Source organism: Egicoccus sp. AB-alg2 (assembly GCF_041821065.1).
GTDB lineage: Bacteria > Actinomycetota > Nitriliruptoria > Nitriliruptorales > Nitriliruptoraceae > Egicoccus.
Genome location: NZ_JBGUAX010000020.1, coordinates 15,146 through 30,833, shown reverse-complemented (window position 1 = coordinate 30,833; position 15,688 = coordinate 15,146). Strand labels below are relative to the sequence as shown.

General features: G+C 70.1%; 9 protein-coding genes. 3 read left to right on the top strand and 6 right to left on the bottom strand.

Features of this window, described 5'->3' with window-relative positions:
• Positions 1–77: 77 nt before the first annotated feature.
• The 3 genes from fusA to rpsL all read right to left on the bottom strand — a co-directional run bounded on the left by fusA (position 78) and on the right by rpsL (position 3,253).
• The gene (gene fusA, locus ACERM0_RS22605) at positions 78–2,198 is read right to left on the bottom strand and encodes an elongation factor G (RefSeq protein WP_373680860.1); all 2,121 of its coding nucleotides are present in this window, start codon (positions 2,196–2,198) and stop codon (positions 78–80) included.
• Between the two features lie 208 nt (positions 2,199–2,406).
• A complete protein-coding gene (rpsG, locus tag ACERM0_RS22600; RefSeq protein WP_373680859.1) occupies positions 2,407–2,880 on the bottom strand; it encodes a 30S ribosomal protein S7 in 474 nt (157 codons plus the stop codon).
• 1 nt (position 2,881) lies between these two features.
• Entirely contained in the window at positions 2,882–3,253 is a 372-nt protein-coding gene (rpsL, locus tag ACERM0_RS22595) for a 30S ribosomal protein S12 (RefSeq protein WP_130648553.1), read from the bottom strand.
• Between the two features lie 631 nt (positions 3,254–3,884).
• On the opposite strand from rpsL, the gene ACERM0_RS22590 reads away from it, so the two are divergent.
• Positions 3,885–4,094 carry a hypothetical protein gene (locus tag ACERM0_RS22590; RefSeq protein WP_373680858.1) on the top strand — a complete coding sequence of 70 codons (210 nt, stop codon included), beginning with the start codon at positions 3,885–3,887 and terminating at the stop codon, positions 4,092–4,094.
• A gap of 99 nt (positions 4,095–4,193) precedes the next feature.
• On the top strand, positions 4,194–5,939 hold the full coding sequence (locus ACERM0_RS22585; protein WP_373680857.1) for a hypothetical protein: 1,746 nt from the start codon (positions 4,194–4,196) through the stop codon (positions 5,937–5,939).
• A gap of 39 nt (positions 5,940–5,978) precedes the next feature.
• Here the strand turns inward: ACERM0_RS22585 and ACERM0_RS22580 are convergent, their stop codons facing one another.
• Entirely contained in the window at positions 5,979–6,902 is a 924-nt protein-coding gene (locus ACERM0_RS22580) for an epimerase (protein WP_373680856.1), read from the bottom strand.
• Positions 6,903–7,052: 150 nt separating this feature from the next.
• Between ACERM0_RS22580 and ACERM0_RS22575 the strand changes: the two genes are divergently transcribed.
• A complete protein-coding gene (locus ACERM0_RS22575; RefSeq protein ID WP_373680855.1) occupies positions 7,053–7,679 on the top strand; it encodes a TetR/AcrR family transcriptional regulator in 627 nt (208 codons plus the stop codon).
• Between the two features lie 84 nt (positions 7,680–7,763).
• Here the strand turns inward: ACERM0_RS22575 and ACERM0_RS22570 are convergent, their stop codons facing one another.
• Both ACERM0_RS22570 and ACERM0_RS22565 read right to left on the bottom strand, forming a co-directional pair.
• Positions 7,764–11,747 carry a DNA-directed RNA polymerase subunit beta' gene (locus ACERM0_RS22570; RefSeq protein ID WP_373680854.1) on the bottom strand — a complete coding sequence of 1,328 codons (3,984 nt, stop codon included), beginning with the start codon at positions 11,745–11,747 and terminating at the stop codon, positions 7,764–7,766.
• A 203-nt stretch (positions 11,748–11,950) separates the two neighbouring features.
• Positions 11,951–15,436: a DNA-directed RNA polymerase subunit beta gene (locus tag ACERM0_RS22565; RefSeq protein ID WP_373680861.1), complete on the bottom strand. Its 3,486-nt coding sequence runs from the start codon at positions 15,434–15,436 to the stop codon at positions 11,951–11,953.
• Positions 15,437–15,688: the final 252 nt, after the last annotated feature.

Below are 15,688 nucleotides of genomic sequence, written 5' to 3'. Positions count from 1 at the left end.
GTGAGGCCCTCCTCGGTGATGTCGTTGCCGGCTTGGCGGCGGTGTTCGTGGGGTCGGTCAGTGGGTGCTGGGGGAGGTCACTCGCCGCGGGTCTTCGCGACGATCTCCTCCTGGATGCTGGCGGGAGCGGGCTCGTAGGCGCCGAACTGCATGGTGTAGCTGGCGCGGCCCTGGGTCATCGAACGCACGTCGGTCGCGTAGCCGAACATCTCCGACAGCGGGACGCGTGCGTTGACGACGGTGGCGTGCCCACGCGGCTGGGAACCCTGGATCAGGCCGCGTCGGCCCGACAGGTCACCCATGACGTCGCCCATGAAGTCGTCGGGGGTGGTCACCTCGACGTCCATGACCGGCTCGAGCAGCTGGATGCCGGCCTTGCGGGCGGCTTCCTTGATCGCCATGGAACCGGCGATCTTGAAGGCCATCTCCGAGGAGTCGACGTCGTGGTAGCTGCCGTCGACGAGGGTCACCTTGACGTCGACCAGCGGGTAGCCGGCGAGGATGCCGGAGCCCATGGCCTCCTTGATGCCCGCGTCCACCGAGGGGACGTACTCCTTGGGGATGGAACCACCGACGGTCTTGTTCTCGAAGAAGTAGTGGTCGTCCTCGTCGAGGCCGAGCTGCTCCTTGAGCTCCGGGCTCAGGGGCTCGACGTCGATGACGACGTGGCCGTACTGGCCGCGACCACCGGTCTGGCGTGCGTACTTGAGGTCGACCTTCTCGACCTTCTTCTTCACGGCCTCGCGGTAGGCGACCTGCGGGCGACCGACGTTGGCCTCGACCTTGAACTCGCGCAGCAGTCGGTCGACGATGATCTCCAGGTGGAGCTCACCCATACCGCCGATCAGGGTCTGCCCGGTCTCCTCGTCGGTCTTGACGCGGAAGGTCGGGTCCTCCTCGGCGAGCTTCTGCAGCGCCGTGGAGAGCTTCTCCTGGTCGGTCTTGGTCTTGGGCTCGACCGCGATCTCGATGACCGGGTCGGGGAACTCCATCGACTCGAGCAGGACCTGCGACTCCTGCGTGGTGATCGTGTCACCGGTGGTGGTGTCCTTCAGACCCACCAGCGCGACGATGTCACCGGTCATGCAGGCGGCGTTCTCCTCGCGGTGGTTGGCGTGCATCTGCAGGATGCGGCCGACGCGCTGCTTGGAGCCCTTGGTGACGTTGACGACGTGCGAGCCGGCCTGGAGCGTGCCGGAGTACACCCGGGCGAAGGTCAGCGTGCCGACGTAGGGGTCGGTCATGACCTTGAAGGCCAGGGCCGCGAACGGCTGGTCGTCGCCCGGGATCCGGGTGATCTCCTCGCCGGTCTTCGGGTCGGTACCGCGGATGGCGGGCACGTCCAGCGGCGAGGGCAGGTAGTCCACGACGGCGTCGAGCAGGGTCTGCACGCCCTTGTTCTTGAACGCCGAGCCGCAGAACACCGGCACGATCTGGTTGGCGATGGTGGCCTTGCGCAGCCCGGCCTTGAGCTGCTCGACGGTCAGCTCGCCGTTGTCGAGGTAGGCCTCGAGGAGCTCCTCGTCGGTCTCCGCGACCTTCTCCATGAGCTCGGCACGGTAGGTCTCGGCCTCGTCCTTGAGCTCGGCCGGCACCTCGATGTGCTCGAAGGAGGCGCCGAGGTCGTCGCCCTTCCAGACGATGCCGCGCATCTCCACGAGGTCCACGACACCCTCGAGCTGGTCCTCGAGGCCGATCGGCAGCTGCGCGCGGACGGCGTCGGGGGTCAGTCGCTCACGGATCGAGTTGAACGAGAACTCGAAGGACGCACCGGTGCGGTCGAGCTTGTTCACGAAGCAGATGCGCGGAACACCGTACTTGTCGGCCTGCCGCCACACGGTCTCGGACTGCGGCTCGACGCCCGCGACACCGTCGAAGACGGTCACGGCACCGTCGAGCACACGCAGGGAGCGCTCCACCTCGACGGTGAAGTCCACGTGGCCGGGCGTGTCGATGATGTTGATCGTCGTGTCGCCCCACTTGCAGGTGGTGGCGGCCGACGTGATGGTGATGCCGCGCTCCTGCTCCTGCACCATCCAGTCCATGGTGGCGGCGCCGTCGTGCACCTCACCGATCTTGTAGGACTTGCCGGTGTAGAAGAGGATGCGCTCGGTCGTGGTGGTCTTGCCGGCATCGATGTGGGCCATGATGCCGATGTTGCGAAGCTGCTCCAGCTTCACGGTGCGCTTGACGGCCATCGTCGTCGCTTCCTGATCTCGTGGGGGTCGCTGCGTCTCGTGGGACGCCGTCCCCCGGGTGGCCCCGAGGGACGGCGGTTACGCGTGCGGTGTCTTCTTGCGCGTCTGGTCTGGTGTGCCGGGCGGGCCTGGTGACGGGCCTGCCGTCGGCCCGCGTCGCTTCACCAGCGGTGTCGTCCCCTGCTCGGGACGCGGTGAGCCGTCAGGCTCACCACCGGTAGTGGGCGAAGGCGCGGTTGGCCTCGGCCATCTTGTGGGTGTCCTCGCGCCGCTTCACGGCCGCGCCGATCCCGTTGGAGGCGTCGAGGAGTTCGCCCGCGAGGCGCTCGGACATCGAGTGCTCGCGGCGGATGCGGGCGTAGCCGACGACCCAGCGCAGGGCCAGCGTCGTGGAACGGGCGGGACGCACCTCGATCGGCACCTGGTAGGTGGCGCCACCGACGCGGCGGGACTTGACCTCGAGCTGGGGCTTGACGTTCTCGATCGCCCGCTTGAGCACGGAGATCGGGTCGCCGCCCTGGGTGCGGTTGCCGATGTTCGCGAGCGCGTCGTAGACGATGCGCTCGGCGACCGAGCGCTTGCCGTCGCGCATCACGCGGTTGATCAGCTGGGTGACCAGGACGGACCCGTACTTGGGGTCCGGCGTGAGCTTGCGACGCCCGGGGGAACCCTTGCGCGGCATGTCAGCCCTCCTTCTTCACGCCGTAGCGGGAACGCGACTGCTTGCGGTCGCGCACCGGCGCGGCATCGAGCGTGCCGCGGATGACCTTGTAACGGACACCCGGCAGGTCCTTCACACGACCGCCACGCACGAGCACCATCGAGTGCTCCTGCAGGTTGTGCCCTTCGCCCGGGATGTAGGCCGTGACCTCGATGCCCGAGGTCAGGCGCACACGGCAGACCTTGCGCAGCGCCGAGTTCGGCTTCTTCGGGGTGGTGGTGTAGACGCGCGTGCAGACGCCACGACGCTGCGGCGATCCCTTGAGCGCCAGCGTCTTGTTCTTCTTCGCCTTGGACGTGCGGCCCTTGCGCACCAGCTGCTGAATGGTGGGCATGCCTGGGGTTCTCCGTTCCGTGGCCGGGCGCGGTCGCTCGCGCGCGGCGCACCGGGTGGCGGGCGCGAACGCTCGCCGCGGTCGTCGTTCGGGGATGGATCGGTGGTGGCGTGACGCCCGTGCGGGTCGGCCGCACCGAGACGCCTGAGGCGTTCGCGGGCCAGGTTCGTGCGCCGTCGCCGTGGCGGACGGTCCGGCCCACGGGGCCGGGCGTTCCGCTCGTGGTGACTCGGTCCGGGGCAGCACGTTCTCGCGCGTTCCAGCGGAGGCGGCGCGAACAGCGCCCGGACGCACGCCGGGATGAGACCTCCCGGCGAGGCCACGACGGTACCGGCCGTGCGCGCGGGGTGTCAACCCACGCGCCGTCTGCCCCGGCTCACGGGGCGGCGCCCCGGTCGCAGCCGCTGCCGCGCCCGGACGCCGGCGGTGACGCTAGCGCGGGCCAGGCCCCGGGTGCCAGCATGCGGCGAAATGCCCGGAGTTCCCGGCTCCTGCACCAGAAACGGCCGCCCGGCCACCCGCCCTTCGCCGCAGAACCCGGCCGGAACGCCGGGGTCGACGGTAACGGGGTTCGTGTTCCATGTTCGGACGCCAACTTCAGCGACCTCATCCCCACAGGAGAGACCAACCGATGAAGCGCACCCTGATGCACAAGCTGACCATCGCTGCCAGCGCCTCTGCCTTGGCGTTCGGCGCCGTCGCGTGCCAGGTCGAGGACGGCGAGGGCCTGGACCCCGCCCAGGAGGACCCGCTCCTGGATGACGGCATGACCGACGACGGCATGGGCGACGACACCATGGGCGACGACACCATGGGCGACGACGCCGGCGCCGAGGGCTGACGGACTCCCGGGCGGCTGACGCCCGAAGCAGCCTCGCGGAGGGCCGCGCCACCGGCGCGGCCCTCCGCCGTGCCCGCCGCTTCGTAGCCTGCCGGTCGCATGTCCGCTCCCTTGCCGCTCGAGCCGCACCGCCGCGACCGTCGGTCGCGGTCACGCCGCCTGCTGTCGGCCACCTTGGTGCTGGGCTTCGCCCTGGCGCACCTCGCCTTCGTGGTGGCGACCCCGCTCGCCGGCGGGCCGCGCGAGCCCGTCGCCTCCTATGCCTCGGCCGAGCGGTGGACCCCGCCGCCGCCGGCCCGCGACGCGCGGTTCGCGACGTTCCCGTTCGTGGCGGCCGACGGCTCGGTCGGTCTGTGGGTCCTGCCGAGCGCGACGGTCCCCCTGGAGTTCGTCGTCGAACGCGAGGTCGTGGAGCGCTTCGGCGAGCAGGAGCTCCTCGAGGCCGTCGAGGTGTGGAACGACACGCCGGGGTCACGGTTCGGGGCAACGATCACCCGCGTCGTCGACGCCGGGATCGACGAGCGGCGGCGCGACAACGTCAACCGCATCTTCATGGACCGCCGCTCGTGCGGTGGCCGGTACCTGGCACGGGCGCACCTGTGGCCCGGGGAGGCGGTCGTGCGCGACGGCCTGGTCGCCCGTCACATCGGTGAGGTCGACCTCGGGCTGTGCGACCGGCTGCGCCCCGAGCAGCTCGCTCGCGTCGTCCGGCACGAACTCGGGCACATCGCCGGGCTGGATCACCTCTGTGACGAGGGCGAGGACTGCTGGCACCCGGAGTTCGATGACGACAACACCTGTCGCATCATGAGCCCTCGGGCCGCGGCCTGCCAGGAGGTCAGCGACGGGGATCTCGACGGCCTGGTGCACCTGCATCCTCGCCTGCCGCGGGCGAGCGGCAACGACGGACGCAGCACGGCGGCGTCGGTCGCGTTCGCGACGCACCCCACGCCACGGTCGGCGCTGACCACCGTGATCGCGCCCTACGACGCCGACCTCGAGCACCGCGTCGCGGCCGCGACCCTGGCCGGCCACCTGTCGGCGCCCTACCTCCTCGTCGACGACGACTGCACCGTGGGGCCCGACGGTCGCGCGCTCGATCGGGTGCTGGCCGTGGCCGGGACGGCGGTCGCCGTGGGAGCGGTCCCCTCGGCCTGCCTCGCCACGCTGCGTGGCGCGTGGGCCGTGGAAGTGGACGAGTTGCGCTCCGTCGAGGACGTCGAGGACCGCGTCGTCGAGGTGCTGCGCGAGCGGACGGAGCCGCCGCGCCGCCTCTTCGTCGCGCCGATCGACGCGCCGTCACGCGGCACGCCGGTCGCCGCCGTGGCCGCCACCGCCGCGGTCGCGTTGGACGCACCGCTGACCTTCGTGACCGAGTCCGACGACGCTGGCCCGGCGCTGCGTCTGCTGCGGGCGCATCCGGAGATCCGCGAGGTGATCGTGGTCGCGGACCGGGAGGCGGCCGGGATGGACCTCGTGCTCGACCTGGCCGTCGAGGGGGTCACCGTGCGCCGCGTCACGGCGAGCGACGCGGCGGAGGCCGCTGCCGAACTCGCCACCTTCCCCGGCGTGCCACTGCCCCGCCCCCTGCCGGCGATCATCGCCTCGACCGAGCACCCGGAGCACACGATCCCCGCGATCTCGCTGGCCGCCCACCTCGGCGGACTGCTGATCCCGATCGAGCCGGAGCTGCGGGCCAGCCACGTCGAATTGCTGCGCGACCAGGTTTCCGAGGGCGCCATCGTCGGCGGCCGGCAGGCGATCACGACCCAGCGTCAGGTGGCGCTGTCCCGGCTGATCGACGGTGAGATCGACGCCGAGGCGCTGCGTCTCGCCGACGACTGAACGCCGGTTCCTCCGAAGGATGGCCGTGGGCGGCCCAGGTCATGACGCCAGCGCCGTGGCGAGCGCGGCGTCGAGGTCGGGGGTGGTGAAGCGGTAGCGCTCGTCCAGCAGCCGGCCCGGATGCCCACGACGGCCGGTCAACGGCAGGGCGGCGTCGCTCCCGAGCAGCCACGTCCCGACATGCACGCCGAACGCCGGGATGGGCAGGCCCCAGCGGCGCCCGACCACCCGACGGACGCCGGCCATCAGCGCGGCGTTCCGGACGGGCTGCGGCGAGGTGACGTGGTAGGTCCCTGCCATTGCGGGCTCGTCCATGGCGCGCACCACGACGCTCAGCAGGTCGTCCAGCGCGATCCAGGACACCCACTGCCGGCCGCTGCCGATGCGGCCGCCGACGCCCAGCCTCGCCAGCCAGGCCAGGTGCGCGGTGGCCGGGTCACCCGGCCCGATCACGACGCCGCACCGCAAGAGGACGTCCCGCCCGTTCCTGTCGCGAACCGCGTCGGCGAATGCCGCTTCCCAGGCCGTCGCCACGCCGACCATCTGGCGCGGGCCGTCGGGCGGCGGCGGCACGGACTCGTCACAGACGATCTCGCCCCCCTCGCCGTAGACCGCCATCGTCGCGACCTGCACCCACACGGCCGGGGGCTCGTCGAGGCCGGCCGCCGCCTGCCCGAGCGCACGCACCGCGTTCACCCGCGAGTCCCGCAGGTCGTCGACGTTGGCGCGCGTCGGGCGTACGTCCACCCGGCGGCCCGCGAGGTTGACCAACGCGTCCGCACCGTCGAGCACCGCGGCCCACGACCCCACCGTGCGCCCGTCCCAGTGCTCGAACCGCACGCCGCCCCGGTGACCGGACGTCCCACGCGTGAGCACGACGACCTCGTCCCCGCGCTCGCGCAGCCGCTGGGCGAGATGCCGCCCCAGGTACCCGCTTCCTCCCGCCAGCACGACGCGAGCCATCGTCGCCTCCTTCGGCCAGGTTTTGAGCAGTCGCTCAACCCCGAGCGTACGCTAATTTGGGCAGTCGCTCAAGCGCTCGGGTACATCAGCGCGCGACGGACGTCGCGGCAGCAGCGCGCTCGCCGGGCCGGACGGATCGGAGACGAGGTGGTGAGCGCGACACGGGACCGGCTGCTCGTCGCGGCACGCGAGGCGCTGGCCGCGGACGGCATCGCGGGGGTCTCGGCTCGCACCATCGCGACCCGCGCCGCGGTCAACCAGGCGTTGGTCTTCTACCACTACGGGTCGGTCGACGAGCTGCTGGCCGAGGCGGCGCGGGACGTCAGTCGTCGGCGCGCCGCGGTCTACCGCGAGCGGCTGGGCGAGGTGAGGAGCTTCACGGCGCTGGCCGAGACGGCCCGGGAACTGCACCGCGAGGAGGTCGCCGCCGGCAACCTCGCGGTCGTCGTGCAACTGCTCGCCGGGGCGCGGGGGCGTCCGGCGCTGGCGGAGGTCCTGCGCGAGAACTTCGACCTGCTGGCCACGCCGGTCGAGACGACGATCCGCCGGTTGCTCGCCGGCAGCCCGCTGGAGGGCGTGATCGACGCGGGTCACCTGGCCCGCGGGGTGGCCGGCGGCTTCCTCGGCCTGCAGTTGCTCGACGGGGTGGTGGCCGACGTCGAGGCCGGCCCGTTCGACGCCTTGGACGCGCTCGCGGCGGTGGTCGACCTGGCGCTGGAGGCCGGCGCAGTGGAGTCGGCCCTGCTGCGCCGCAAGCTGCGCGCCGCCCGCCGTTGAGCACGAGCCGGCGCGGCGCCGGGCGGGAAGGAGCACGAGAGGGGCGCCCCGAAGGGCGCCCCTCTGTCGTGTCGTGCGGTGGTGCTACTGCTGGCCGGCGTCGCCCGGGAAGTCCTCGAACCCCCAGCCGCCATCGAAGCCCCACGAACCGTCGCCCTCGTAGGACTCGGTCGACGCGAGGAACTCCGCGATGTCGGCGGGCAGCGCCTGCTCCGGCATCTCGGTGTGGCCCACCTCGATGGCGCGGTAGTCCGACAGGCCCGTCCCGGCGGGGATGAGCTTGCCGATGATGACGTTCTCCTTGAGCCCGACCAGCGGGTCCGACGCGGACTCGAGAGCGGCCTCGGTGAGCACGCGGGTGGTCTCCTGGAAGGAGGCCGCCGACAGCCACGAGTCCGTGGCCAGCGACGCCTTCGTGATGCCCATGAGCATCTGACGGCCGGCCGCCGGCTGCCCGCCCTCGGCGAGCACGCGGTCGTTCTCCTTCTTGAACTTCACCCGGTCGATGTTGTCGCCCGGCAGGAACGTCGTGTCACCCGCGTCCACCACGTTCACGCGGCGGAACATCTGGCGGACGATCAGCTCGACGTGCTTGTCGTGGATCGGCACACCCTGCGAGCGGTAGACGTCCTGGACCTCCTTGACGAGGTGCAGCTGGGCGGTGCGGACACCGAGGACCTCGAGCAGCTCGTGCGGGTCGATGGCGCCGCCGGTCAGCTGCTGGCCGACCTCGACCTGGACGCCGTCGGCGACCTCGATCGAGCCGTCGTCCGAGCGGAACAGACGCGCACCGCGCGGCAGCTCGTGCTCGTCGACCTGGTCACGCGAGCCGTGGATGCGCAGCACGCGACCGCGGTCGGTCTCCTCGATCTCCACCTTGCCGGCGATGCGGGCGATCTCGGCCTTGCCTCGCGGCGAGCGGGCCTCGAACAGCTCGACGACACGCGGCAGACCCTGCGTGATGTCGTCGGCCGAGGCCACACCACCGGTGTGGAAGGTCCGCATGGTCAGCTGGGTACCCGGCTCACCGATCGACTGGGCGGCGACGATGCCGACCGCCTCGCCCATGTCCACCATGGCGCCGTTGGCGAGCAGCTCGCCGTAGCAGCCCCGGCAGACGCCGATTTCGGTCTCGCAGGTCAGCACGGAGCGGACCCGCACGACCCGGTCCTCGTCGGTCGCCGGCGTTGCGAGCTCCTCGCCGGTGTCGGGGTGGATCCCCTTCACCAGCGCCGCACGCAGGCGCCGCACGCCCGTGTCGACGACCAGCGACCCGGCCGGCATCAGCACCTCGTCGGTGCCCGGCATGGCCACGTCGCGGGCCAGCACCCGGCCGTAGAGCGACTGCGAGTCGTGCTCGCCGACGACGATCTCCACGCCCCGGTCGGTGCCACAGTCCTCCTCGCGGACGATGAGGTCCTGCGACACGTCGACCAGCCGGCGGGTGAGGTAGCCGGAGTCGGCGGTACGCAGCGCGGTGTCGGCCAGACCCTTGCGGGCACCGTGCGTGGAGATGAAGTACTCCAGCACGGACAGGCCCTCGCGGAAGTTCGACTTGATCGGCCGCGGGATGATCTCACCCTTCGGGTTGGCCACGAGCCCACGCATGGCGGCGATCTGCCGCAACTGGGTCATGTTCCCTCGGGCACCGGAGTTGGCCATCATGAAGAACGGGTTGGTCGCCTTGAAGTTCTGCTCCATGGCGTCCGCGACCCGGCTGGTGGCCTCGGTCCAGATCTCGATCAGTTCCTGGCGCCGCTCGTTGTCGGTGATGACACCGCGGGCGAACTGCTTCTCGATCTTGGCGGCGCGGTCCTCGGACTCGGACAGCACCTGCGCCTTCAGCTCGGGCGTCTCCACGTCGGCGATGGCCACGGTCACGCCCGCCTTGGTGGCGTTCTTGTAACCGAGGTCCTTCATGGCGTCGAGCACCTCGACGACCTGCCAGCGCGGGAACTGGTCCGTGCACTGGTTGATGATGTCGCCGGCGCGGCCCTTGGTGACCGTCTCGTTGACGAACGGGTAGTCGGCCGGCAGCGCCTCGTTGAAGATCGCCCGACCGGCGGTCGTCACGATCCGCACCGGCGCGCCGGAGTCACGCAGCTCGGCCCAGGCCTCGTCGTCCTCGCGGTAGGCCGCGGGACGGTCGGCGGGCGCGAGCTCCTTGCCCCGCACGCGCAGCACGATCGCGTCCTGCACGTGGATGAGCTTGTCGTCGAGCGCACGCTCGACCTCGCCCATCGAGGTGAACACCGGCAGCCCGGTGAGGTCACGCTCCGCGGAGGTGTCGACCTCGGTGTAGGTCAGCCAGTAGATGCCCAGCACCATGTCCTGGGTCGGCGAGGCGATCGGACGCCCGGTCGCCGGCGACAGGATGTTGTGCGGGGCCAGCATCAGGATGCGGGCCTCGGCCTGTGCCTCGGCCGACAGCGGCAGGTGGACCGCCATCTGGTCGCCGTCGAAGTCGGCGTTGAAGGCGGTGCACACCAGCGGGTGCAGCTGGATGGCCTTGCCCTCGACCAGGGTCGGCATGAACGCCTGGATGCCCAGACGGTGCAGGGTCGGCGCACGGTTCAGCAGCACCGGGTGGTCCTGGATGACCTCTTCGAGGACGTCCCAGACCTGGGCACGCTGCCGCTCGACCATCCGCTTCGCGCTCTTGATGTTCTGCGCGTAGTTGAGGTCGACGAGGCGCTTCATGACGAACGGCTTGAACAGCTCGAGCGCCATCTGCTTGGGCAGGCCGCACTGGTGCATGCGCAGCTGCGGACCGACCACGATCACGGACCGGCCGGAGTAGTCGACGCGCTTGCCGAGCAGGTTCTGGCGGAACCGGCCCTGCTTGCCCTTCAGCATGTCCGACAGCGACTTCAGCGGCCGGTTGCCCGGGCCGGTCACCGGACGCCCGCGACGGCCGTTGTCGAACAGCGCGTCGACGGCCTCCTGCAGCATCCGCTTCTCGTTGTTCACGATGATCTCGGGGGCGCCGAGATCCAGCAGACGCTTGAGCCGGTTGTTGCGGTTGATGACGCGGCGGTACAGGTCGTTGAGGTCGCTGGTCGCGAACCGGCCACCGTCGAGCTGCACCATGGGGCGCAGGTCCGGCGGAATGACCGGGATCGCCTCGAGCACCATCGCGCCGGGCTTGTTGTTGGTCTTGCGCAGGGCCTCGACGACCTTCAGGCGCTTGGTGGCACGCTGCTTCTTCTGGCCCTTGCCCTCGGCGATGATGCCGCGCAGCTCGGTCGACTCGGCGTCGAGGTCGAGGTTGTCGAGCAGCGCACGCACGGCCTCGGCGCCCATGCCGCCGGTGAAGTAGTCACCGAACCGGTCGCGCATGTCGCGGTAGATCAGCTCTTCCTGGATGAGCTGCTTGATCGAGAGCTTCTTGAAGGTGTCCAGCACCTTGTCGAGGTGCTCGAGCTCGTTGGTCGCGCGCACGGAGACCGTCTTGAGCTGCTTCTCGATCTCCTTGCGTTCCTTCTTGACCACGTCGGCCTTGGCGCCCTCGGCCTCGAGCTCGGCCAGGGTCGCCTCGAGCTGCGCGAGCAGCTCCTGGCGGTCGACCTCGAGCTGCTTCTCGATCTCCTGCTTCTCGAGACGCAGCTCCTCCTCGAGCTCGGGCAGCGCGTCGTGGCGCTTGTCCTCGTCGACGGAGGTGATGACGTAGGCCGCGAAGTAGATGACCTTCTCCAGGTCCTTCGGGCTCATGTCGAGCAGGTAGCCCAGGCGCGAGGGCACGCCCTTGAGGTACCAGATGTGGGTCACGGGCGCGGCGAGCTCGATGTGGCCCATGCGCTCACGACGCACCTTGGCGCGGGTCACCTCGACGCCGCAGCGCTCGCAGATGATGCCCTTGAAGCGCACGCGCTTGTACTTGCCGCAGTAGCACTCCCAGTCCCGGGTGGGACCGAAGATCTTCTCGCAGAAGAGCCCGTCCTTCTCCGGCTTGAGCGTGCGGTAGTTGATGGTCTCCGGCTTCTTGACCTCGCCGTTGGACCACATGCGGATCTGCGGCGCCTCCGCCAGCGAGATCCGAAGCGAATCGAAGTGGTTCACGTCCAGCATGTGCCGACGTCCTCCCCTACTTCATTTCCCTCGACGCCTGGAGTGGCGACCAGGGGCGACCGGGTGGGTCGCAGAACAATGTGCAATGTGTGGTGCGAGCTGACGGGTGGGGACCGATGTCCCGAACCGAGCCGAATTGCGCAGGTCCCGAAGGGACCGAGCACTTGGAGGCTCGGGCGGGATTCGGCCCCGCCCGTCAGCGGTCAGCCTTCAGCCGTGGGTCGCTCGGGACGAGACAGATCGATGCCCAGTGCCTCGGCCGCCCGGAAGGCGTCGTCCTCGGACTCTCGGAGCTCGATCTCCTCACCGGTGGCGGACAGCACCTCGACGTTGAGGGCCAGCGCCTGCATCTCCTTGATGAGCACCTTGAAGGACTCGGGGATGCCCGGCTCGGGGATGTTCTCGCCCTTGACGATCGCCTCGTAGACCTTGACGCGGCCCAGGGTGTCGTCGGACTTGATCGTCAGCAGCTCCTGCAGCGCGTAGGAGGCGCCGTAGGCCTCGAGGGCCCACACCTCCATCTCGCCGAAGCGCTGCCCACCGAACTGCGCCTTCCCGCCCAGCGGCTGCTGGGTGATCATCGAGTAGGGGCCGGTCGAGCGGGCGTGGATCTTGTCGTCGACGAGGTGGTGGAGCTTGAGCACGTACATGTAGCCGACGGTGACGGGCGCATCGAGGTGCTGCCCGGTGCGGCCGTCGAAGACGGTCGCCTTGCCATCGACGCCGACGAGGCGCACCCCGTCGTCGGTCGGGCGGCTGTTGGCGAGCAGGTCGGTCAGCTCGTCCTCGCGGCAGCCGTCGAAGACGGGCGTCGCGAAGCGAACCGGACCCTCGACGTCGGTGAGCTGCTTGTCCCAGTCGACGCGCTGGAACCAGTCCGGCGCGGTCTCGAACTTCCAGCCGTTGGCGGCGGCCCACCCGAGGTGGGTCTCCAGCACCTGGCCGACGTTCATCCGCGACGGGACGCCCAGCGGGTTCAGGACGATGTCCAGCGGCGTGCCGTCCTCGAGGAACGGCATGTCCTCGACCGGCAGGATCTTCGAGATGACGCCCTTGTTGCCGTGGCGGCCGGCGAGCTTGTCGCCCTCGGAGATCTTGCGCTTGGTCGCGACGTAGACCCGGACCATGTCGTTGACGCCCGGCGGCAGCTCGTCGCCGTCGGCGCGGCTGAAGCGCTGCACGCCGATGACGATCCCGCGGTCACCGTGGGGCACCTTCAGGGACGTGTCGCGGACCTCGCGGGCCTTCTCGCCGAAGATCGCCCGCAGCAGCCGCTCCTCGGGGGTCAGCTCGGTCTCACCCTTCGGGGTGACCTTGCCGACCAGGATGTCGCCGGGCTGGACCTCGGCGCCGATGCGGATGATCCCCTCCTCGTCGAGGTTGGCGAGCACCTCTTCGGAGACGTTGGGGATGTCGCGGGTGATCTCCTCGGGACCGAGCTTGGTCTCGCGGGCGTCCACCTCGAGCTTCTCGATGTGGATGGACGTGAGCACGTCCTCCCGCACGAGCCGCTCGGAGAGGATGATGGCGTCCTCGAAGTTGTAGCCCTCCCAGGACATGAACCCGACCAGCAGGTTGCGGCCCAGGGCGAGCTCGCCGTCGTGGGTCGACGGGCCGTCGGCCAGCGGCTCGCCGGCCTCGATCCGCTGACCCTCGGTGACCAGGGGCTTCTGGTTGATGCACGAGCCCTGGTTGGAGCGCTGGAACTTGGTCAGGTAGTAGCGGTCGATCTGGTCGTCGTCGGTGCGCACGACCACGTGGTCGGCGGCCACCTCGACGACCTGCCCGCCGCGGCGTGCGACGGCGACGTCACCGGCGTCCTTGGCCGACTTGCCCTCGATCCCGGTACCGACGAACGGCGACTCGGCCCGCAGCAGCGGCACCGCCTGCCGCTGCATGTTGGCGCCCATGAGCGCGCGGTTGGCGTCGTCGTGCTCGAGGAACGGGATCAGGGCCGCGGAGATCGACACGGTCTGGCGCGGCGAGACGTCCATGTAGTCGACGTTGGCCGTCGGGACCTCGCGGACCTCGCCACCCTTGGCGCGCACGAGCACGAGCTCGTTGACGAACTGCCGGGTGCCCTCGTCGACCGGCGCGTTGGCCTGGGCGACGACGTAGCGGTCCTCCTCGTCGGCCGTGAGGTACTCGATCTCGTCGGTGATCTTCCCGTCGACGACCTTGCGGTAGGGCGTCTCCACGAAGCCGTACTCGTTGATGCGCGCGTACGACGCGAGCGAGCCGATCAGGCCGATGTTGGGGCCCTCCGGCGTCTCGATCGGGCACATCCGGCCGTAGTGGGACGGGTGGACGTCGCGGACCTCGAACCCGGCCCGCTCACGCGACAGACCACCGGGGCCCAACGCGGACATGCGCCGGCGGTGCGTCAGGGCGGCCAGCGGGTTGGTCTCGTCCAGGAACTGCGACAGCTGCGAGGTACCGAAGAACTCGCGGATCGCGGAGACGACCGGGCGGATGTTGATCAGGGTCTGGGGGGTGATCGCCTCCAGGTCCTGGGTGGTCATCCGCTCGCGGACCACGCGCTCCATCCGGGACAGGCCGATGCGGACCTGGTTCTGGATGAGCTCGCCGACCGACCGCAGACGGCGGTTGCCGAAGTGGTCGATGTCGTCGGTGTCGTAGCCCTCCTCGCCGGCGTGGAGCTTGACGAGGTAGGACATCGTCGCGAGGCAGTCCTCCTTGGTGAGGACGTGCTCCTCACGCCGCGGGAAGCCGAGCGCCTCGAACTCGTCGGTGAGCTTGCCGTGCTTGACGTGCCCCTGGGCGTCCGCCTCGAGCCCGGAGATCTTGTATCGACCGACACGGGCGAGGTCGTACTTCTTGTTCTGGAAGAACATGCCCAGCAGCAGCTGGCCGGCCTGCTCGGCGTTCGGCGGCTCGCCCGGACGCAGCTTGCGGTAGATCTCCTCCAGCGCCTGCGCCGGCGTGCGGCCGGTGTTGTCCTTCTCCAGGGTCAGCGCGATCGACTCCGCGCCGCCGAAGAACTCCAGGATCTCGTCGTCGGGGACCTCGGCGGTCAGCACCTCGGACGGGGCGAGCTCGTAGCGGCCGTCCTCGGCGTTCCACTGGAAGGCCTTGAGCGCGCGGTAGAAGACGCTGATCGGCTGCTTGCGCTTGCGGTCCACGCGCACGGCGACGAGGTCGCGCTTGTCGACCTCGAACTCCAGCCACGCACCGCGGGCCGGGATGACCTTGCAGCCGAAGACGTCACGGCCGGTGGTCTTGTCCACGGACGCGTCGAAGTAGACGCCCGGCGAGCGCACGAGCTGCGACACGACGACGCGCTCCGTGCCGTTGATGATGAAGGTGCCCTTGTCGGACATCACGGGGAAGTCACCCATGAAGACCGTCTGGGACTTGATCGTGCCGTCTTCCTTGTTCAGGAACTCGGCGGTGACGAAGAGCGGAGCGGCGTAGGTGTAGTCCTTCTCCTTGCACTCCTCGACGGAGTACTTCGGGTCCTCGAACCGGTGGTTCAAGAAGGACAGCGCCATCTTGCCCTGGCTGTCCTCGATCGGGGAGATCTCGTCGAAGATCTCGCCCAGGCCCTGGTCGATGAGCCACTCGAAGGACAGCCGCTGGATCGCGACGAGGTCGAGCTCCTCGATGGGGAGCGCCTCACGGATCTTGGCGAAGCTGAGACGCGAGTTGACGGCGGTGCCAGCCAACAGGGACCTCCCTGGCGTGGTGGTCGGTGCGTCCCGGCGGGAGCGGGACGCGGGTGGGGCGGCGCGATGTGCGCTGGTGGGACACGAGACTGACCGTGGTAGCGGGACGGGGCGCCGGACCGTCTCGCCACGGCGTGGTCGGGGCTACATGGGGGCGTGCCGACGGACGACGTGTCGGCCGGTCCCCCTCCCGGGTGTCGAACGTGCGATGCTCCACGTCCCGTCACGGGTGGCGAGGTCGGCGACCGGCTCGCC